This is a genomic window from Acinetobacter sp. YH12134 (assembly GCF_013418555.1).
Lineage (GTDB): Bacteria > Pseudomonadota > Gammaproteobacteria > Pseudomonadales > Moraxellaceae > Acinetobacter > Acinetobacter indicus.
On the sequence record NZ_VPBT01000001.1, the window covers coordinates 205,486 to 224,971 of the forward strand.

Annotated in this window: 18 protein-coding genes; 8 read left to right on the forward strand and 10 right to left on the reverse strand. The window is 47.1% G+C overall.

Annotated elements, in window-relative coordinates; genetic code table 11:
- Window positions 1–11: 11 nt before the first annotated feature.
- On the reverse strand, window positions 12–1,019 hold the full coding sequence (locus FTU69_RS00965; RefSeq protein ID WP_180054986.1) for a hypothetical protein: 1,008 nt from the start codon (window positions 1,017–1,019) through the stop codon (window positions 12–14).
- Between the two features lie 14 nt (window positions 1,020–1,033).
- Window positions 1,034–2,056: an alpha/beta fold hydrolase gene (locus FTU69_RS00970; protein ID WP_180103354.1), complete on the reverse strand. Its 1,023-nt coding sequence runs from the start codon at window positions 2,054–2,056 to the stop codon at window positions 1,034–1,036.
- Window positions 2,057–2,365: 309 nt separating this feature from the next.
- Here FTU69_RS00970 and FTU69_RS00975 point away from each other — a divergent pair, with 309 nt between their 5' ends.
- Window positions 2,366–2,980 (forward strand): carbonic anhydrase, encoded by a 615-nt coding sequence (locus FTU69_RS00975; protein ID WP_034598190.1) that lies wholly within the window; start codon window positions 2,366–2,368, stop codon window positions 2,978–2,980.
- A gap of 96 nt (window positions 2,981–3,076) precedes the next feature.
- Here the strand turns inward: FTU69_RS00975 and FTU69_RS00980 are convergent, their stop codons facing one another.
- Window positions 3,077–3,688: an arylesterase gene (locus tag FTU69_RS00980; RefSeq protein WP_180103355.1), complete on the reverse strand. Its 612-nt coding sequence runs from the start codon at window positions 3,686–3,688 to the stop codon at window positions 3,077–3,079.
- 32 nt (window positions 3,689–3,720) lie between these two features.
- Between FTU69_RS00980 and FTU69_RS00985 the strand changes: the two genes are divergently transcribed.
- Both FTU69_RS00985 and FTU69_RS00990 read left to right on the forward strand, forming a co-directional pair.
- Complete coding sequence (locus tag FTU69_RS00985; RefSeq protein WP_180103356.1) at window positions 3,721–4,446, forward strand: ABC transporter ATP-binding protein; 726 nt, start codon at window positions 3,721–3,723, stop codon at window positions 4,444–4,446.
- Window position 4,447: 1 nt separating this feature from the next.
- Window positions 4,448–6,931 carry an ABC transporter permease gene (locus tag FTU69_RS00990; protein WP_180103357.1) on the forward strand — a complete coding sequence of 828 codons (2,484 nt, stop codon included), beginning with the start codon at window positions 4,448–4,450 and terminating at the stop codon, window positions 6,929–6,931.
- Between the two features lie 34 nt (window positions 6,932–6,965).
- On the opposite strand, the gene FTU69_RS00995 is transcribed toward FTU69_RS00990, so the two are convergent.
- Window positions 6,966–7,784, reverse strand: coding sequence for a rhomboid family intramembrane serine protease (locus FTU69_RS00995; protein ID WP_180103358.1), 819 nt, complete (start codon window positions 7,782–7,784; stop codon window positions 6,966–6,968).
- A 78-nt stretch (window positions 7,785–7,862) separates the two neighbouring features.
- On the opposite strand from FTU69_RS00995, the gene mtgA reads away from it, so the two are divergent.
- The gene (gene mtgA / locus FTU69_RS01000) at window positions 7,863–8,537 is read left to right on the forward strand and encodes a monofunctional biosynthetic peptidoglycan transglycosylase (protein WP_045796058.1); all 675 of its coding nucleotides are present in this window, start codon (window positions 7,863–7,865) and stop codon (window positions 8,535–8,537) included.
- Window positions 8,538–8,648: 111 nt separating this feature from the next.
- Window positions 8,649–10,730 (forward strand): polyphosphate kinase 1, encoded by a 2,082-nt coding sequence (gene ppk1, locus FTU69_RS01005; protein WP_005179379.1) that lies wholly within the window; start codon window positions 8,649–8,651, stop codon window positions 10,728–10,730.
- Between the two features lie 94 nt (window positions 10,731–10,824).
- Here ppk1 and oxyR read toward each other — a convergent pair whose 3' ends face one another.
- From oxyR to rubA, 4 genes are all read right to left on the reverse strand, one after another.
- Window positions 10,825–11,724: a LysR family transcriptional regulator OxyR gene (oxyR, locus tag FTU69_RS01010; RefSeq protein WP_005179377.1), complete on the reverse strand. Its 900-nt coding sequence runs from the start codon at window positions 11,722–11,724 to the stop codon at window positions 10,825–10,827.
- A 13-nt stretch (window positions 11,725–11,737) separates the two neighbouring features.
- A complete protein-coding gene (locus FTU69_RS01015; protein WP_168382706.1) occupies window positions 11,738–12,673 on the reverse strand; it encodes an alpha/beta fold hydrolase in 936 nt (311 codons plus the stop codon).
- Between the two features lie 52 nt (window positions 12,674–12,725).
- Window positions 12,726–13,904: an NAD(P)/FAD-dependent oxidoreductase gene (locus FTU69_RS01020; RefSeq protein ID WP_180103359.1), complete on the reverse strand. Its 1,179-nt coding sequence runs from the start codon at window positions 13,902–13,904 to the stop codon at window positions 12,726–12,728.
- Window positions 13,905–13,981: 77 nt separating this feature from the next.
- On the reverse strand, window positions 13,982–14,146 hold the full coding sequence (gene rubA, locus FTU69_RS01025; RefSeq protein ID WP_005179369.1) for a rubredoxin RubA: 165 nt from the start codon (window positions 14,144–14,146) through the stop codon (window positions 13,982–13,984).
- 504 nt (window positions 14,147–14,650) lie between these two features.
- On the opposite strand from rubA, the gene FTU69_RS01030 reads away from it, so the two are divergent.
- Window positions 14,651–15,193 (forward strand): adenine phosphoribosyltransferase, encoded by a 543-nt coding sequence (locus FTU69_RS01030; protein WP_005179368.1) that lies wholly within the window; start codon window positions 14,651–14,653, stop codon window positions 15,191–15,193.
- A gap of 53 nt (window positions 15,194–15,246) precedes the next feature.
- On the opposite strand, the gene FTU69_RS01035 is transcribed toward FTU69_RS01030, so the two are convergent.
- Window positions 15,247–15,753: a YqiA/YcfP family alpha/beta fold hydrolase gene (locus FTU69_RS01035; protein WP_034598188.1), complete on the reverse strand. Its 507-nt coding sequence runs from the start codon at window positions 15,751–15,753 to the stop codon at window positions 15,247–15,249.
- Window positions 15,754–16,009: 256 nt separating this feature from the next.
- Between FTU69_RS01035 and lysS the strand changes: the two genes are divergently transcribed.
- On the forward strand, window positions 16,010–17,536 hold the full coding sequence (gene lysS, locus FTU69_RS01040; RefSeq protein WP_005179355.1) for a lysine--tRNA ligase: 1,527 nt from the start codon (window positions 16,010–16,012) through the stop codon (window positions 17,534–17,536).
- Between the two features lie 94 nt (window positions 17,537–17,630).
- On the opposite strand, the gene FTU69_RS01045 is transcribed toward lysS, so the two are convergent.
- Entirely contained in the window at window positions 17,631–18,173 is a 543-nt protein-coding gene (locus FTU69_RS01045) for a hypothetical protein (protein ID WP_016659284.1), read from the reverse strand.
- A gap of 324 nt (window positions 18,174–18,497) precedes the next feature.
- On the opposite strand from FTU69_RS01045, the gene cysD reads away from it, so the two are divergent.
- Window positions 18,498–19,412 (forward strand): sulfate adenylyltransferase subunit CysD, encoded by a 915-nt coding sequence (cysD, locus tag FTU69_RS01050; RefSeq protein ID WP_005179347.1) that lies wholly within the window; start codon window positions 18,498–18,500, stop codon window positions 19,410–19,412.
- Window positions 19,413–19,486: the final 74 nt, after the last annotated feature.

Below are 19,486 nucleotides of genomic sequence, written 5' to 3' on the forward strand. Positions count from 1 at the left end.
AGCGGCTTTTTTTAGTCTTCAATCTTTAAAATTTTTAAGGTATTTTCAGCATAATAGAATTTTGCCAGATAGGCACGGGCACGTTCCCGTAAATACTGCTGCGACAGCATCTGCTGAATCACCGGGTTCAACAGCTGCTGTAATTCTTGCTGAATCAGGGCTTCATCAATATTCAGATCACGCAATAACAGGTCAAAAGTGCGTTCCTGATTACGGACATACCAGGCGTGTACCCCATCATGTAGCTGCTGTTTTAAATAATCACTCTGGCGCATAAAGTCCCAGATTTCATGACCCAGCGCCACAGTCTGTGGCAGATCCTGTACTTCAATATAGTTTTTTAAGACCGACAAAGGCAGGTCTTTAATCTTGTGCCAGATATTGGCCTGCAGATGATAGAGCTTGTCATCATCAAAATGCTGGTTCAGGACCGATTCACTCATCTGGCTAAGCTTTAAGATATTCTTTTGCAAATAGGCGCTGACTGCACTGTCTAAACTGGAATCGGTCACTGTTTCCAGTACCGATTTGCCCATTTTCATAAAACGCGACACGCCAGGCACGCTTTTGGCAATCAGTGAATTGTCCAGATAATCCTGAATCGAGTGCTGGATTAACTGGCTGATCATTGCAGAAAAGGCCGGATTACTGACCACGGTTTTAATCAGACGCTGACGATGGCCACTTTTGCTGGCCACATACTGGGCAATTTTATCAATGGTCAGTACCGGAATGACATCGGCAATTTTGGCGCTGTCATTCACCGGATGCACCAGGGCAAAGCGGATGTGTTCTGCAATCTGTTCAATCAGAAAGGCGCTGGCCGGCGTGTCCAGAATCTGTTTTTGCAGCAGGGCATTCAGCTGTTCGCAGCTCCAGAGATCTTTCAGATGCTGCTTGCGGAACCAGTGATAAAAATGCAGAAATTCCTGCTGTACGGTTTCAGGCTGAGAAAACTCATGTGCTAAAAAGTCAAGATGAGCTTCAATCAACTGCTCAAGCATCGGGTTTTGCTGCATACAATCTCTGGAACTTAGTTTAAAGGAATCAGTTTATCAGCTAGCGGGTTTTTTAGGTTCTGTGTTTTGGCCAGGAAGGGTAAATAATGTTGTACCACCTGCTGTTCGGCTTCCAGCATTGGCACATGACCGACATTATTTAAAATGACCGGGGTTTCTGCGCGTTTAAACAGACCCTGTAATTCTTTGGCCACTTCAACATTAATAATTTTATCGTGCTTGCCCCAGAGAATCAGGGTCGGTGCTTCAATATTGCGGGTGAGACGGGCAAAGCTGTCCGGGGTATAAATCCGGTTCAGGGTTACCATCTGATCAATAAATTTTAAGGATTGACTGGCCCGTGAAATTAACAGTTTTTCCTGGGCAGATTTAAACTGCTCTGGCACTTTCGGCGGGTTTTGCATCAGCTGATGCGCAATATGGTCTAAATCGCCCGGCGCGGTGACCACCAGATTTTTCAGTAACAGCGGGTCTTTGGTATAAGGCGTATTGGAGTGTTTGTAAATACCGGCACTGTTCAGCAGGAACAGGCTTTGGGTATCAAACGGATATTGGGCCGCATAGACCGTTGCCACAGAGCCACCCAGAGAATGCCCGGCAATATTCAGCTTGTCGGCAATATTCAAGGTTTCTACCAGCTGACGCAATTGCGCGCTCATGCTCGGTACAGACAGGTCAAAATTGCCCGAACTCTGGGTTTCACCGGTATTGGGTAAATCGGGGATAATCACATGATAGGACGGGGTGAGAAATTTGGCCACCCGGTTCCAGTTGTCGCGGTGTCCGGCAAAGCCATGTAACAGCAAAATGGTTGGCCGATTAACATCGCCGCCTTCATTATAGCGCCAGGTAATATTGCCAATTTTCAAGCTTTTCGAGACCAGACCCGCCGCCTGGCGTTCAGTCTGATAATAATGCTGCACCACTTGCTGTTCAGGCGAGAGTTTGGCGGCAGAGCTGAGCAGAGGTGCAGACAGTGCCAGTGTCAGGACTGCCAGTCGTGGCCAAGACAAAAATCGCGAAGAATCCTGCTTCATTGACGATATCCCCAAGAATATTTTTTAAATAGGCGTCGGCTTGGCTTGTTTGAATTGTGTAAATTTTCGCCTTAAGTCGAATTGAAAATGCTGTTTCTGGTTATTGTAAGGGCTTTGCAGAAAATGTCACCTAGCTGTTTTTTGATCGGGTTGGTGTGCTGCTTTTGAAGTGTGATGTAAATCGCAATTACTTTAGGAAAATTTGAAAAAATTTATCTTATAAAAATTGATCAGCTATTTTTTTTGCAAGTGACTTTGTCCCGGCATAGGATTAAAATGCTGAAAATTCAAAAACTGGTGGTAACAAGAATGCTCACAGCTCAAGAGGCTTTAGAACGTCTTAAACAAGGAAACCAACGTTTTGTTTCGGGCAATACCAATCATCCGAAACAACTAACCCACCATCAACGTGCAGAGATGGCCGAAGACCAGAATCCTTTTGCGATTGTGCTCGGTTGTTCTGATTCACGTGTACCTGCAGAAATGGTTTTTGATCAGGGACTCGGCGATCTGTTTGTGATTCGTGTGGCAGGGAATATTGTTGCGCCATCTCAGGTCGGCAGTGTTGAATTTGCGGCAGAGCGTTATGACTGCGCCGTGGTTGTGGTCTTGGGCCATAGTCACTGTGGCGCGATTCAGGCCACCATTGATACCTTGATGTGCCCGGACTGTCCACCATCTGCCAATCTGATGTCAATTGTGAACCGTGTTCGCCCGTCCGTAGAAACGCTGATGCAGACTGAACTGAAAAATGATTTGGCCAAGCTGTCGAAACATGCGGTTCGTTCCAATGTGTTTGCCTCAGTCAATCAGCTACGTCATGGTTCAGCAGTGTTAGAAAACCTGATTGAACAGGGGCAGCTGAAAGTCGTAGGTGCAGAATATTCATTAGAAACCGGTGAAGTAACTTTCTTTGATTTTTAATTGATTCTAAAAATAATCAAAAAGCGGGCATTGATGTCCCGCTTTTTTTATGGCTGAAATCCGGATCTTGAAAACCATCTCAGCGTTGAATCGGCTTTATTTTAATGCTGCCTGAATCAAGGGATAGGCATTTTTCAGCAAAATGGGCTGGGCTGCAGCCGTCGGATGGATCAGATCTTTTTGCATCAGGGTATTTTTACCGGCGACACCGTCTAGGAAGAAGGGCAGTAATTTGACCTGATAACGCTTGCTCACCACTTTGTAGTTATTTTCAAACGCCTTGCTGTAGGCGCTGCCATAATTGGGTGGCATTTTCATGCCAAATACAATCACCTTGGCTTTGGCCTGTTGACTGTGCTGAATCAGCCGCGCCAGATTATTTTGAATCAGCTGCGGTGGTTGACCACGCAAGCCATCATTACCGCCCAGTTCAATTACCACCACATGCGGCTTATGCGTTTGCAGTAATTTGGGCAAACGTGCCAGCGCGCCGCTGGTGGTTTCGCCACTCACACTTGCATTGACCACTTTATGCTGTTTCGGATACTGTTGCTCTAAACGTTTTTGTAACAGATGGACCCAGCCTTGTTGTGGTTGCAAACCGTAACCGGCACTTAAGCTGTCACCCAGAATCATGATGGTTTTGGCAGACACCAGCATGGGCATGAAGGCAAGCCCCGCCACAGCGAAATAAGCAAAACAACTCATTTTGAAATTGCGAATGTGCATTTAAGGATACTATGACTCAATTCACTACAGATACCGCCATCATGCCACAAAGCATTATTTCTGCCCAACAATTGACACAAAAGATACAACTTGCACAAAAAACACTGACGATTTTTGAAAATTTAAATCTGGAGATCCGGACGGGGGAACAGGTGGCGATTACTGGTCGTTCCGGTTCAGGCAAATCGACCTTATTGGGGATTCTGGCGACCTTGGATCAGGCCAGTGCCGGGCAGTTAACGGTCTGTGGTGAATCAATTCAGGAGCTGAATGAAGAACAGCGTGCGCTGGTGCGGCTGAAATATATTGGTTTCGTATTCCAGTCGTTCCAGTTATTGCCGCATTTAACCGCACTGGAAAATGTCATGCTGCCGCTACGCTTGCAACCGAATTTTAAATTTGCCGAGGCCGAACACAAGGCGCGTAATCTACTGAAAAAAGTCGGACTGGAACGGCAGGCAGAGCAGACCCCGAAAGTCCTGTCGGGTGGTGAGCAGCAACGGGTGGCGATTGCCCGGGCTTTAATCAGTGAGCCTAAAATCATTTTTGCCGATGAACCGACCGGGAATTTAGACGGCGAAACCGCCAAAGAAATTGAACAGCTGTTATTTCAACTGAACCGTGAACTGGGGACCACCTTGGTGCTGGTGACGCATGATCCGAAACTGGCGCAGCAATGTCAGCGCCATTTTGAACTCAGTCAGGGACAATTGCTGGAACACCCGGCAGGAGGATGAGATGAACCCGTTATTTCGTCCTTTACTGACCCAGAGTTTTAAAAGTACCGGTGTTTATCTGTTACTGATTGCGCTAATTCTGGCAATTAGTGCCACAACCGCGCTGAAATTCAGCAATGAGCAGATTCAAAATGCGGTGGCTTTGCAGGCGGCAGAAATGCTGGCCGGTGATCTGGTGCTGTCTGACAATAAACCGATTGCACCGCGCTGGGAAGCGGCGGCCGATGAGTTAGCGCTAAAGCAGTCGCATGTTACGGTGTTTAGCTCGATGGCGCACACCGGCGATGAATTTGTGATGGTGAATGTCAAAGCCATTGATCAGGCCTTTCCGTTACGCGGCGAACTACGGGTTGCACCGCAGCCTGCTGCTGCCATTCAACCGGGCGAGGTCTGGGTCAGCCAGCGCGCGATGGAGCTGCTGAAAATTCAGGTGGGCGATACCTTAAATATTGCCGATGGCGCCTTTCAGGTCACAGCCAGCATCGAGCATGATTCCAATCAGGAACTGGGTTTTAGCGGTTTTTCACCGACGGTGATCATTGCCCAGCAAGATGTGGCGCGTACCAATGCCATTCAGGTCGGCAGCCGGATTAACTATCGTTTGCTGATGGCCGGCACACCCCAGCATACCCGCCAGTTCGAGCAGGATTTTAAACAGTATCAGGAGAGCTTGCCTAAGACTCAGGAAGTCGATGGGCAGAATATTAGCGAACCAGATGGGCTGCGCCTACGCAATGCCAGTGAAGGCAATACCCGCTTGATGCGTCCAATTGCCAATCTGGATACCTTTTTACAGCTGGCCAATATTCTCACCATTTTACTGTGCGGCATTGCCATTGCCCTAACCAGCCAGCGCTATGTACAGCAGAGTCAGGATCATATTGCTTTAATGCGTTGCATTGGCGCGACCAAGAAGCAGATTCTGGGCGCTTATCTGACCTTGTTGGCGGTGGTGCTGTTACTGGCGATGCTGCTCGGTAGTGCGGTCGGCATTACGCTAGGCTATGGGCTGTTGCAATTGATGTTACAGCTGATTCCGCATTTGCAATTGCAGTTTTCCGCTGTCGAGATGCTGCTGGGGCCACTCCCGATTGCCATGCTGACCAGTGCCGTGGTACTGCTGGGCTTTATTTTGCCAAGTCTGTGGCAGCTGCTAAATACCCCACCAATCCGGGTGATTCGCCAGCAGGAAAAATCAGTCCAGTCGATGCTATGGATGCTGCTGACCGGCACACTCAGCCTGATGCTGTTTAGTGTGGTGCTGACCGAAAATATTGTGCTGACGCTATGGGTCATGGGTGCCATCATCCTGCTGTGTAGCGTACTCTATGCCGTGGTGTGGAGCTTCCTGAAATTGATCCGTAATTTAAAAAGCGGCATCTCGGCCTATGTACGCACGCCGTATCAGACTGCATTTCAGATTACCGCACTGGCGCTGGGCCTTAGCCTGATTACCGTGCTGGCAGTATTACGTACCGATCTGCTGGATCGCTGGCAGCAGCAATTGCCGGAAGGCACACCGAACCAATTTGTTTATGGTTTGCCGCCATTTGATATGCCGGAGTTTCAGGCGCAGCTTGAACAGCAGGGCTGGCACAGTACGCCGCTGTATCCGAATGTGCGCGGGCGGCTGGTGGCGAAAAATGATCAGCCCTTTGCAGAAGCGTTAATCCAGCACAATAATTCGCTCCGACGTGAACTGAACCTGACCCAGGCCGAGCGTTTTCCGGCCGATAACCTGATTGTGGCCGGGCAGGAACAGTTTAGCCAGGTCGGGCAGGTTTCGGTTGAGGTCAATACCGCGCAAGAGCTGGGCATTGAGATTGGCGATACATTAACTTTTAGTCTGCCGGAAGGCTTGTTGCAGGCCAAAGTCATCAATCTGCGCAGCGTGGAATGGGAAAGCTTTAGTCCGAATTTCTTCTTTATTTTTTCACCGCAGACCATGGATGAAAATGCCGGCAGCTATCTGGGCAGTTTCTATGTGCCAGAGCAGGACCGGCCGGCACTGGTGCAGCTGATCCAGCAGTTTTCCAATACCGTATTTATTGATGTCAGCCTGATTCTGGAAGAGATTAAACGGATTGTGAATGTGTTGGTACAGATTATTACCATTCTGGCAGTGTTGGTGGCCGTGTCCGGGATTCTGGTACTGATTGCCTGTTTAAACCTGCTGATGGATGAGCGGAAACGTGAAGTGGCCTTGTTGCGTTCTTTTGGTAGTTCCAAGCAGAAACTAAAACGGATGATGAGTCTGGAAATTGGCCTGATTGGCGGAATTGCCGGGGTGGTGGCCTGTCTGTTTGCCGAGGTGATTAGTGCGATTGCCAGTTACCGGATGGAACTGGCAATTCAGCCACATTGGGAAATCTGGCTGATCTTGCCGGTTGTAATGACTTTATTGTGTGCTTTGATTGGTCGTTATCGGCTTAGTTATTTATCTGACATTCCGCCTTTGCAAAGCCTGCGAGAGATGAATCAATAAGCGTCATCTCTGCATTAAAATGGTGGGGTATGCGTTACAGCTGCAATTGCTGGCGCATCATCGCGAGAATTTCCTGCCACAGCGGGGCAAGCATCTGTACCTGTTGCAGACAGTACTGATAAAACAGCCAGCTGATGATGGCGCCGCCGGTCAGCGCCAGCAGTGAAAACAGCGCTGACTTGTGCAGCTTCTGGCCGATGTACCAAAGTGCTGCCAAGGCTGCACCCATCACCATGCCGCCAATATGTGCGGCATTGTTAATTCCGCTAATCATAAAGCCCATAAACAGGTTCAGGCCCATCACCAGTAACAGGGTTTTCTTATCCAGCAGAAAACGCTGTTTCGGCAGGCGTGGCAATAATGATAAAACCGTCAGGGAAGCACCCAAACCCATCACCGCACCGGATGCACCAGCGCTCACACTCGGCAGTAAATCCGGGCTGGTCAGGCCATGCGCGAGAATCTGTAAGGAATCCTGAATCTGTAAATAGCCACTGAGCAGGCTGCCCATCAGTCCGGCCAATATGTATAAACCTAAAAAATACAGCCGGCCAAAAAGCTGTTCGGCCACGCTGCCAAAAATATACAGGGCCCACATATTCAGCATCAGGTGAATCATGCCAAAATGGAAAAACATGCTGCTGAACAGACGCTGCGGCTGTTCGAGAAAGGTCAGGGGAGCATAGTCGGCGCCCCAGAGAATTGCATCCCGGGTGCTGGGCTGGCTGGCATCGACACCAGTCAGGATTTGCCAGGCAAATACACCAATATTGAGGGCAATCAACAGGGCCGTCAGCCACCATAAATGCGTTTCGGGTTTACGGTGAATCAGCGGCGGTGAATATTCAGACATGCTATTTTTATACAATGATGATTTATTTCGTTATAAGCTTAACACGAAAAATTCACGCCTCAGGAGCCCCAAGCTGACATGAAAGCTTTTATTGTCCGTACCTTATTAATTCTTGTCAGTCTGTTTTTATTGATCCAGTTGTGGATTTTCTCGAGTCTGGCCTGGTGGCGAACCCAGCCGGTACAAAGTACCATGATGATGCGCCTGGACTACTGGTCAGATACTTCCCAGCCTATCCGGCATGAATGGCGTGACTATGACCAGATCAGTGAATATCTGAAAAAAGCCGTGGTCGCTGCCGAAGATGGCAAGTTTATGCAGCATCATGGCTTTGACTGGGAAGGTATTCAGCATGCACTAGAACGTAATAAAGATCAGGGTCAGGTGGTGGCTGGCGGTTCGACCATTTCCCAGCAGCTGGCGAAAAACCTGTTTTTATTTAACCAGCGTTCGTTTTTGCGTAAAGGTCAAGAAGCCATTGCGACCTGGATGATGGAACGCATGTGGAGCAAGCAGCGGATTCTGGAAGTGTATTTAAACTCGGTAGAGTTTGGCGACAATATTTACGGTATTGAGGCGGCGACCCAGCATTATTTTGGCAAGTCTTCACGCAGCCTCAGCCGTGAAGAAGCGATTTTTCTGGCTGCGATTTTACCGAATCCAAAATATTATCAGGACAACCGTTCCGGCCGTGGTCTGGAACCACGTAAACGCATGATCCGTAAATACATGCGTTACAGCGAGATTCCTTGAGTTGTAAAATTGAAAAAAAGCCCACAGCAGTGGGCTTTTTTTATGAAATTGTCACAAAATTGAAGCATACTTATGAATAGTGAATACTTGAGAAAAAGTCATAGGGTGCATATGAATACGGCAGCGAGCGCGACCCCTGCGCAAATAGACTATACCTATAATGATCGATACATCAATCGTGAGCTTTCTATCCTCGATTTCCATTTGCGCGTGCTGGAGCAGGCAGTCGATCCTTTGCATCCGTTGCTGGAACGTATGAACTTTTTACTCATCTTTTCACGTAACTTAGATGAGTTTTTTGAAATTCGTGTTGCAGGTGTCATGGAGCAGCTGGATCTGGGTAATGAAAGCCGTAGCCCGGATGGCTTGACCCCAAAACAGGTGCTGGAGCAGATTTCCCAAACTGCGCATGCTGCCATTGAGCGCCAATACCGTATTTTAAACCAGGAAATTCTGCCTAAGCTGCGTGAAGAAGATATCTGTTTCTTGCGCCGTGGTGAGCTGACGCCAGCCCAATCGGCCTGGGTGAAAAAATATTTCCAGGAACAGGTTGCACCGGTCTTAACCCCAATTAGCCTGGACCCGGCTCATCCATTCCCGCGTCTGGTCAATAAAAGCCTGAACTTTATTGTAACGCTGGAAGGGAAAGATGCCTTCGGCCGTCAGATTGACCTGGCCGTGGTGCCAGCACCGCGTTCTTTACCACGTGTGGTGCGTTTACCAGACGAACTGACCGGTGGTAAAGAACATCACGTGATGCTGTCTGCGATTATTCATGAGCATGTGTCGGACCTGTTCCCGGGCATGACTGCGACTGGCTGTTATCAGTTCCGTGTCACCCGTAATGCCGATTTGGCCTTAAACGAAGATGTGGAAGATCTGGCCAAAGCGCTGAAAGGTGAGCTGAACTCCCGTCGTTTTGGCCGCGCGGTGCGTCTGGAAGTGACCCAGAACTGTCCGCAACCGATTTATGAATATCTGCTGAATGAGTTCGATCTGCATGAAGATCAGCTCTATAAAGTGGATGGCCCGGTGAATCTGGCGCGTTTATTGTCTAACTTTAAACGTCCACATTTACGTTATGACTCACATACGCCAGTGATTCCGAAAGTGTTGAAAAAATCCGAGAATATTTTTTCGGCCATGCAAAAGCAGGATATCTTGCTGCATCATCCGTTTGAATCCTTTGCCCCGGTGATTAACCTGCTGCGTGAAGCGGCGCGTGACCCGCAGGTATTGGCAATTAAACAGACTTTGTACCGTAGTGGTGCCGATTCTGAAATCGTACAAGTCTTAGCGGAAGCGGCGCGTAATGGTAAAGAAGTGACCGCGGTCATTGAGCTGCGTGCGCGTTTTGATGAAGAATCCAATATTGCCGTGGCCAACGTGCTGCAAGAAGCCGGCGCGGTGGTGGTTTATGGCATTGTCGGTTATAAAACCCATGCCAAAATGATTCTGGTGGTACGCCGTGAAAATAACAAGCTGGTGCGTTATGTGCATTTGGGTACCGGTAACTATCATGCCGGTAATGCGCGGATTTATACCGACTACGGCTTGCTGACCACAGACAAGGAACTCTGTGAAGATGTACACCGCATTTTCCAGGAACTGACCGGCATGGGCAAAATGGCCAAGCTGAAAAAGCTGCTGCATGCGCCGTTTACCCTGCATACCCAGCTGATCAACTTTATTGATGATGAAATTGCCAATGCCAAAGCTGGCAAACCAGCGCAAATTATTGTGAAGGTGAATGCCTTAACCGAAATGCAGCTGATCAATAAACTGTATGAAGCTTCCCAGGCTGGCGTGCAGATTGACCTGATTATCCGTTCGATTTGCTGCCTGCGTCCGGGCTTGCCGGGGCTATCGGAAAATATCCGGGTACGTTCCATTGTCGGCCGATTCCTGGAACATACCCGCGTGTATTACTTCAGCAATAATGGTGATGCACGTATTTACTGTTCAAGTGCTGACTGGATGGACCGTAACCTGTTTAACCGGGTTGAAGCCTGCTTCCCGATTGAAGATCCGGCACTGAAAAAACGCATTTATCAGCAAGGTCTGCAAATTTATCTGCAAGATAACCAGCAGGCGTGGCTACTCCAGGGGGATGGCACCTGGATTCGTGCACAGGCAGCAGAAGGCGAGCCGGCTTCTAATGCACAGCGCACCCTGATCGAGATGATTCAGTAAGCGAAACCAGCCTGATATTTAAAGGATATCAGGCGTTTTATCCGCTAAAAAAATAAGGAGCTGATGCTCCTTATTTTTATGGGGATTTTAAATATTAGCTGTGCGAGATTTTTTGCAGAATCTGCAATAACACATCAAATTCGCTTTGCAGCGGAGTACTCTTACGCGTTACTAAGGCCAAGGTACGGGTAGGCGCCGCGTCAATCTGTTTTACCACCAGCTCTGAATTGGCCTGAATCATATTGGTATGAATGGCAATTTCAGGTAGCAGGGTAAAGCCGAGGTTGGCTGATACCATTTCCACCAGGGTTGGTAGCGAGCTGGCTTTTAAACGATGATCATTTTTACGCTCGCCAATCGGGCAGGCACTTAAAGCATGATCACGCAAACAGTGGCCTTCTTCCAGCAGCATCAGGCGAGACAGGTCCAGATCTTCTAAAGACTTGGCCTGAGCTGAATGTGCATCGGATTTATGGTGGACCAGCACCAGATTTTCTTTGGCAATTTCGGCAACTTTCAGACTGCGGGTATCAAACGGCAGCGCCAGTAACACCATATCCAGGTTACCGTGTTCCAGTTTTTCTACAATTTTTTCACTTTGTGCTTCATGCAGGTGTAACTGGATTTTTGGCAGTTGCTTATGCACTTCATCTAACAGCTGCGACAAAATGAACGGTGCAATGGTTGGAATCACACCTAAATGCAGGTCGCCGGTTAAGGGCTCGCTCATTTCACGGCTTAGGCGCATCAAGTCCTGCGCATCAGCCAATAGAACACGCGCTCGGGCTACAACTTGTTCACCGAGAGGAGTCAAACGTACATTCTGGCGATCGCGTTCAACCAATACGCCACCCAATAAGCGCTCTAACTCCATGATCCCGCCCGACAATGTCGATTGAGTCACGAATGAACGGCGCGCCGCTTCTGTAAAATGCAACGTTTCAGACAGTGTAACGAGGTATGACAGCTGTCTTAAGGATGGTAATGCAGCCATAGTGTCCTAATGCTTATAATTTAAAGTGATGAGCAAATAATTCGCTAAGATATGGAATGAAATGCGGAGGGATATCATGCCCCATTCCTTCAATTAATTCAAATTTAGCGTCAGGTATTGCTTTCGCAACAGCCTTACCATGTGCAGGTGGAAGTAAGCGGTCACGAGAACCATGAACAACCAGCGTGGGCTGTTGGATCTGCTTGTCCAGACTGCGCAATGAGCCTGTACATAATATTGCTAAAAACTGCTGAAGTACACCCGCTGGATGGTAACTTCGCTGATATAATTTACGGGCGGTCTGTACCGCTTCCATTTCATTCAGATAACCTGGCGAACCAATCACTTTAAACAGTTTCAGGCTGTGGTTAATAATGCCTTCTTCATCATTGGATGTCGGCTTGCCCACTAGGCTGAACAGCTGTTTCGGGAAAGGAGGCGGTAGGAAAGGCTGGTTGTTGCTGGTAAACAATAGTGCCAGTTTTCTGACCTTGTCCGGATAGCGGGCCGCCAGAATCTGTGCAATCATACCGCCCATTGAAGCGCCAATCACATCAACCTGTTCCAGCTCCAGTTTATCAATCAGCAGGGCCACATCATCGGCCATATCATACAGGTTATAAGGCGCCCCCTGATTTTCTAAACCCAAGGCAAAACGGCCCATCAGTTTTAGGGTATTCAGGCGCTCGCCCTGATGGCGTACTTTAGAGGACAGGCCAATATCGCGGTTATCAAAACGGATGACCCGAAAGCCTTGGTCAATGAGTGACTTGCAGAAAAAGTCTGGCCAATACAGCAGCTGTGCGCCCAATCCCATGACCAGTAAAATGGTCGGATTGCCAATTTCGCCGCCCATTTCGACATGCAATTCAATGCCATTGCCCAAGTCGACTTTGGTTTCGTGCATAAAACTGCTGTAAGGTGAAACATTTAACCGCAAGCTATTCATTCTTCTATTCCTTTCTTCAAGGTGAGCGCGCACCCCCTGATGGATTAAAGCGCTAAACTGCCGCTGGAATCAAGTCAGGAACAAGTTTACTTAAAGCCAGGCGCTGTTTGCCGGCTGTTGGCCCGAGCAGTACAAAGCCGCGTAAGGTGGCATTGCTGTCAAAGGCTTTGGCAATCATGCCATCGTCCAGTTCTTCATTTTGCCAGGTCACTTCTACATCTACCGGAGCAGGTAACACGGTTAATGGTGCCGCCGGGGTTTTCACTGCAACCGGCATAGCCGGGTAGTGCACTTGTGTGGTTTCACCATTTAAGGTTTTGGCCAGGGCACGTGCCTGCTGCATGATTGGCATGACATACGGCAATAAAGTCCCGTTGACTTCAGCGCAGTCGCCCATTGCATAAATATCAGCCAGGTTGGTTTCCAGCAAGCCATTGGTGAGCACGCCGCGACTGGTATGAATGCCAGCTTCTTTGGCTAAAGTAATATTCGGCTGTAAACCGACGGCGGATAGCACCACATCGGCACTCAGGCTGCGGCCATCGGCCAGTGTCACCAGATAATCGCCATGATCCAGTTTCGATACTTTATCGACCGTGGTGCCCAAGACAAAATGAATCCCGGTTTCTTCCAGGTTCTGTTTAAATGCAGTGGCAATAAATTCAGGCAATAAACGGCCCAGCGGTTGAGGTGCCAGATCAATCACCGTGACTTGATGCTCGGTGTTTTGCAGGTCATTGGCAAATTCACAGCCAATCAGGCCCGCGCCTAAAATCACCACACGTTTATCCTGACGCGCTGCCAGCTGTTCGCGGAAGGCTTTATAGTCATTTAAATTATTGACCATGTGAATATCATCACTGCCATCGCCAGAAATGGCCAGACGAATCGGGTTGGCACCGACTGCCAGGACCAGTTTGGCATAGGCTTGCTGGCTTTCGACGCTATCTTTCTCTAAAGTCAGCAGATGCTGCTCGGCATCAATGGCTTTGACCCAGGTATGCGCTTCAATACGCATATTCAGCTGCGAGCCCATTTTCGCGGCATCACCCAGCGCAATCTGTTCGGGTGCTTTTTTGCCGGCCAGAGCATTGGAGAGGGTGGGTTTTGCATAGTTGATTGCATCATCTGCGCAAATCATGACCAGTTCCTGTTCAGGGTTCAGTTTGCGAAATTCACGGGCGACTGTATAGCCAGCCATACCAGAACCAATGATGACAATCGGATGCATTATTTTCTCCATAAAAGGTTGAGCATAAGTTTCAAGACATAAAAAAAGACCATGCAGTTATGGTCTTCGAGGCGTACTTAGATTTCGACCATTTCAAAATCGACTTTAGATACGCCACAGTCCGGGCAGGTCCAGTCATCTGGAATATCTTCCCATTTGGTGCCCGCGACGATGCCATCTTGCGGCCAGCCTTCTGCCTCGTCATAAATCCATCCACAAACGATGCATTGATACTTTTTCATTTGACTCTCCAAAAGCCGATCTTCAATAAACCTGACCGGCAAAAAATTCCCTAACCAGCATGACTCAGTTGATATGATTTTAACACTTCATATTCGCTTAAATTTTTACGCAGTTATGAGGTTAAAGTAAAGTAAATATCGGAGTCTAATGCTTCATTTCTAAAGCTGAATGGCTAAGAAGGACAAAATTTATCTTTAAAATCTCAAATATTGCATAGTGTCGGACAATATGCACACTAAAAACCAGCGCAAATCTTTTCAAAATATATGAGAGATCACCTAAATTTCGACTAAAGTCGGACAGCTATTTTTGCTTAAATAGGCTATTCTATAATTAGGATAATCTATATTGGTTATTTAGTATAAAAATACCAATAATAAAAACAATGATTTACTAATTTTAATCAGGTTTTATTTAAACCTGAAGGGCGGACTTTGGCTGGTCTTCGCGGTCAAGACGCTGTAAAATTCACCTATTCTTTTTAATCTCTCTCCGATCTCCTTATGAGCAAGCTGTCTACAACGTTGTGGTCTCACATTCGTACTGTCCAAAACTTTCCTAAAGCCGGTATTTGTTTTTATGACTTGACCCCTTTATTCATGAAAAATATTGGTCCGTTGACAGATGCTTTAATTGAAAGTATTCCTGCAGAAAAACTGGCTGAAGTAGATAGCTTTATTGCGGTAGAAGCACGTGGTTTTGTGCTGGCCAGCCTGTTGGCACAGCGTACTGGCAAGGGCTTATTGCTGGTGCGTAAAGCCGGTAAATTACCACCACCGGTAGTGGGTGTGGGTTATAGCCTGGAATACGGTCTGGACCGTCTGGAAATGGCGGCAGATGTCACCGGTCAGAAAGTTATTATTGTGGATGATGTTTTAGCGACTGGCGGTACCTTAAAGGCAGTGAAACAACTGGCGGAAAAATGTCAGCACGAAATTCTCGGTGCCAGCATTTTCTTGGATTTACCAGATTTACACGCGGATTTGGGTCTGAACATCTGGTCGGTACTGGATGAACGCTCTAAGCCGGTGGAAGCAGTGGCTTAAGTTTGAGCACTACTCTGTGAAACCTAGAAAGCCTTGCCGAGTGCAAGGCTTTTTTATTTGTGCAGTGATTGCTGTTCCAGTTGCCAGATTAAAGGATTGATATTTTCCGGACACACCAGTCGATGATGACCGCCTTTAAAAGCATGAATTGGCATGTAATTTTCCAGCTGGGTTTGTACCCAGTGCATGTCCAGCTGTTCATCACCGAGTTCCAGATAGGCCAGCTGTGGAATATCATGGTCCAGTTCCTGTTCGGAAATCTGCGGATAGTCCGGTCGGAAGTCGGGCTGTAAACTCGGATTGGCAATGACGCAGGGAATACCATGCAGCGCCGACATCTTTAAGGCCCAATAACCACCCAGGCTATGTCCGACAATAATTTCAGGCTGGATTTTAACAATAATATCGTTATAGAAACTGGCCACCGTCTGGTAGTTCAGATTGCGATAATCCACGGTAATACAGTATTTTTTATCTGCGCAGATGGCATGAAACTTACTCGATTCACGTGAGGAATCCAGCCCATGCAGAAATAGGATTTTCGAGGTGCATCTATTCATTGTTTTCATTCACACTCAAGCGTCTATTGAATAGTTGAAAAGTTTCCTTTTCAATTAATTTCTCCTGCTTATTGTAAGAGTGGTGACGCAAGAAAGAAGTTAGCTATTGGTCTAACAGTTCAGCAAAAGGCGAGGTGCTGTTTAGCAGAGGTTTAGAAAATGAAAAAAATGGCTTAGGATTCAGCAGAGCATACGAAAAGCCAAATAAATCTGCTATGCTATTGCACTTCATTTTTTAGTAATTTTCGAGGCAGAGATGACGCAACCAAACGCTCAGTCGACTTCTGAACCCACTATTTCCGAAAACGATTTAATTGCACAGCGTCATGCCAAGTTAAAGCAAATCCAAGAAAAGGCTCAGGAAAGCAACAGCAGTCCATGGCCAAACACCTTCAAGCGTGAACATTACGCGCAAGATTTACAAGAACAGTTTGCCGACAAATCTAAAGAAGAAATTGAAGGCGGCGACAAGGTGTATGTGTCGGTGGCTGGTCGTGTCATGCTCAACCGTGGTTCATTTATCGTAATTCAGGACATGACCGGTCGTATCCAGCTGTATGTGGCCCGTAAAGAACTTAGCCCTGAAACCTTGGAAACCATTAAAGGTTTGGACCTGGGCGATATTATTGCTGTTAAAGGTTATATCGGCCGTTCAGGCAAAGGCGATTTATATGTGCATATCGAGCACTTTGAATTGCTGACTAAATCGCTACGTCCATTACCAGACAAGTTCCATGGCCTGACCGATACTGAAGTGAAGTATCGTAAGCGTTATCTGGACCTGATTGTAAACGAAGAAACCCGTAAGACTTTTGAAATTCGTGCCAAAGTGGTATCGGGCATCCGTGCGTTTTTAACTGAAAAACGTTTCATGGAAGTTGAAACCCCAATGATGCACGTGATTCCAGGTGGTGCATCGGCGCGTCCATTTGAAACCCATCATAATGCACTGGATATGCCATTGTTCCTGCGTATTGCGCCAGAACTTTATTTAAAACGTCTGGTGGTGGGCGGATTTGAACGCGTGTTCGAAATTAACCGTAACTTCCGTAACGAAGGTGTATCGACCCGTCATAACCCGGAATTCACCATGATTGAATTCTATCAGGCCTATGCAGACTACAAAGATTTGATGGAACTGACCGAGCAGATGCTGGAGAAACTGGCCATCGACATCTTGGGTTCGACCGATGTGCCGTATGGCGATGAAGTGTATAGCTTCAAAGGTCCGTTCAAGAAAATCTCGATGTTTGATGCGATTCTTGAGCACAACCCGCAATTCACCCCTGAAAACGTTAATGACCGTGAATTTCTGGCCAACTTCGTACAAAACGAATTGAAAGAGCAGGTAAAACCAGGATTTGGTTTAGGCAAGCTGCAAACCATCGTGTTTGAAGAAACGGTTGAAACTCAACTGCGTCAGCCAACCTTCATTACTGAATACCCAGCAGAAACCTCACCGCTGGCTCGCCGTAATGATGAGAACCCGCACATCACTGACCGTTTTGAATTCTTCATTGGTGGTCGTGAGCTGGCAAACGGCTTCTCAGAGTTAAATGATCCAATTGATCAGGCAGAGCGTTTCCAGGCACAGGTAGCTGAGAAAGATGCTGGTGATGATGAAGCGATGCACTATGATGCAGACTTCGTTGAAGCACTGGAATATGGCTTGCCACCTACAGCAGGTGAAGGGATCGGGATTGACCGTCTGGTGATGTTATTTGCCAATGCACCAAGTATCCGTGATGTGATTTTGTTCCCGCATATGCGTCACAAGAACTAAAATCTGCTACATCAAATAACCCGCGAATCTCGCGGGTTATTTTTTTGTTTGAGTATCATCAAGCTATACGTAAAGCATAGATCGGACGAATCGCTTAGATTAAACTGGTCTGAATACGCACTTTCATGTTCAGGCTTTGCTGCACAATAAAGGATTTCATCCACTGCACCTGTTCACCCATTGGATTGGTTTTGACTGCGGTGTCGAGGAAGGCCAGTTCCGGGCGCTGGAACAGTTGCTGTTCAATGGCCTGTTCCAGCTGGCTTGAGGTGGAGGCCAGTGGCATGCTGACCAGATAAAAGGCCTTTGGATAATTATAAAAGGCATACATCAGGTTAAAGGCTTTCTGGTCACCTTTTAAATTGCCGGCACCAATTTCATAACCGCGATCCTGATTACTGTGGGTCAGACCAATCAAAAACTCGATATTATGGTCCGAAAGTCGTAGACCAAATTGCAGCCCGATCTGATCGGCACTGAACTCGTGCTGGACAAAGGTATTTAGTGCAGAACCATCTTCATCAAACGCTTCTTGCAACACCAGCATGTGCTGCTGATGCTGATACAGAAAGCCGGCAAGCTGCGCCTGTTCCAGCTGGGCTTTTAAGGTGGCTAAATCGTAATGACTATAAGGCATGGGAGCAATCAGAAAAAATTAAAATTTGTTTTATTTTAGGTGTTTTACTTGGAAAATGAAGCGATCTATTAGAGCTTTTAACAATAACTCAATAGATAGAAGTGAGCATAAAAACGGCGACTGGAAAATAGTGATCAGGCTAAAAATAAGCGATGCTGTGCAGGGTATGAGTAAACTTTGATAGCAATATCAGTAATCCTGTATATGACGTTTTTGCATATTAATATAATAAAACAAGCAATAGTACAGATAACTAAATCTCTATAATGAATATAAATTTTATAAAGTGTAATAAGTACACGTTGATTTAAGCTGGTGTTGTCCATGTCATTAAATGAGGAAAGACTTACTCATCTGAAACAGCTTGAAGCTGAGAGTATTCATATCATCCGTGAAGTTGCTGCCGAGTTTGAAAACCCGGTTATGCTGTACTCGATTGGTAAAGATTCTGCGGTAATGCTGCATCTTGCCTTGAAAGCCTTCTATCCTGCAAAACTTCCATTCCCTCTGTTACATGTCGATACAGGCTGGAAATTCAAAGATATGATTGAATTCCGCGACAACATGGCCAAGAAACATGGTTTTGATCTGATTGTGCATCAGAACCAGGAAGGCCGTGACGCCGGAATCAATCCATTTGATCATGGTAGCTCAAAATACACCGACATCATGAAAACCCAGGGGCTGAAACAGGCGCTGGACAAATACGGTTTTGATGCTGCATTTGGTGGTGCGCGCCGTGACGAAGAAAAATCACGTGCCAAAGAACGTGTCTATTCTTTCCGTGATTCCAAACACCGTTGGGACCCGAAAAACCAGCGTCCAGAACTGTGGAACCTTTATAACGGTAAGGTCAACAAGGGCGAAAGCATTCGTGTGTTCCCATTGTCGAACTGGACCGAGCTGGACATCTGGCAATACATTTATCTCGAGCAGATTCCAATTGTTCCATTGTACTTTGCTGCTGAACGTCCAGTGGTAGAACGTAGTGGTACACTCATTATGGTTGATGATGAGCGTATGCGTTTACATGAAGGCGAAGTACCACAAATGAAATCGGTACGTTTCCGTACGCTTGGCTGTTACCCGCTGACCGGTGCAGTTGAGTCAGGCGCAGATACCTTGCCTGAAATTATTCAGGAAATGTTGCTGGCCACCAGCTCGGAACGTCAGGGTCGTATGATTGACCATGATGAAGCCGGCTCGATGGAGAAGAAGAAGCAAGAGGGCTACTTCTAATTTCTCCCAGCCTCTCTTTAGACAAGAGAGGAAATTCCCTCTTGGTAAAAGGGAGATACAGGGAGATTAAACCG

Bases quoted from the DNA above. Each gene is read 5' to 3' on its own strand.
- FTU69_RS00965 (WP_180054986.1), bottom strand. From the start codon at position 1,019: ATGCAGCAAAACCCGATGCTTGAGCAGTTGATTGAAGCTCATCTTGAC.
- FTU69_RS00970 (WP_180103354.1), bottom strand. From the start codon at position 2,056: ATGAAGCAGGATTCTTCGCGATTTTTGTCTTGGCCACGACTGGCAGTC.
- FTU69_RS00975 (WP_034598190.1), top strand. From the start codon at position 2,366: ATGCTCACAGCTCAAGAGGCTTTAGAACGTCTTAAACAAGGAAACCAA.
- FTU69_RS00980 (WP_180103355.1), bottom strand. From the start codon at position 3,688: ATGAGTTGTTTTGCTTATTTCGCTGTGGCGGGGCTTGCCTTCATGCCC.
- FTU69_RS00985 (WP_180103356.1), top strand. From the start codon at position 3,721: ATGACTCAATTCACTACAGATACCGCCATCATGCCACAAAGCATTATT.
- FTU69_RS00990 (WP_180103357.1), top strand. From the start codon at position 4,448: ATGAACCCGTTATTTCGTCCTTTACTGACCCAGAGTTTTAAAAGTACC.
- FTU69_RS00995 (WP_180103358.1), bottom strand. From the start codon at position 7,784: ATGTCTGAATATTCACCGCCGCTGATTCACCGTAAACCCGAAACGCAT.
- mtgA (WP_045796058.1), top strand. From the start codon at position 7,863: ATGAAAGCTTTTATTGTCCGTACCTTATTAATTCTTGTCAGTCTGTTT.
- ppk1 (WP_005179379.1), top strand. From the start codon at position 8,649: ATGAATACGGCAGCGAGCGCGACCCCTGCGCAAATAGACTATACCTAT.
- oxyR (WP_005179377.1), bottom strand. From the start codon at position 11,724: ATGGCTGCATTACCATCCTTAAGACAGCTGTCATACCTCGTTACACTG.
- FTU69_RS01015 (WP_168382706.1), bottom strand. From the start codon at position 12,673: ATGAATAGCTTGCGGTTAAATGTTTCACCTTACAGCAGTTTTATGCAC.
- FTU69_RS01020 (WP_180103359.1), bottom strand. From the start codon at position 13,904: ATGCATCCGATTGTCATCATTGGTTCTGGTATGGCTGGCTATACAGTC.
- rubA (WP_005179369.1), bottom strand. From the start codon at position 14,146: ATGAAAAAGTATCAATGCATCGTTTGTGGATGGATTTATGACGAGGCA.
- FTU69_RS01030 (WP_005179368.1), top strand. From the start codon at position 14,651: ATGAGCAAGCTGTCTACAACGTTGTGGTCTCACATTCGTACTGTCCAA.
- FTU69_RS01035 (WP_034598188.1), bottom strand. From the start codon at position 15,753: ATGAATAGATGCACCTCGAAAATCCTATTTCTGCATGGGCTGGATTCC.
- lysS (WP_005179355.1), top strand. From the start codon at position 16,010: ATGACGCAACCAAACGCTCAGTCGACTTCTGAACCCACTATTTCCGAA.
- FTU69_RS01045 (WP_016659284.1), bottom strand. From the start codon at position 18,173: ATGCCTTATAGTCATTACGATTTAGCCACCTTAAAAGCCCAGCTGGAA.
- cysD (WP_005179347.1), top strand. From the start codon at position 18,498: ATGTCATTAAATGAGGAAAGACTTACTCATCTGAAACAGCTTGAAGCT.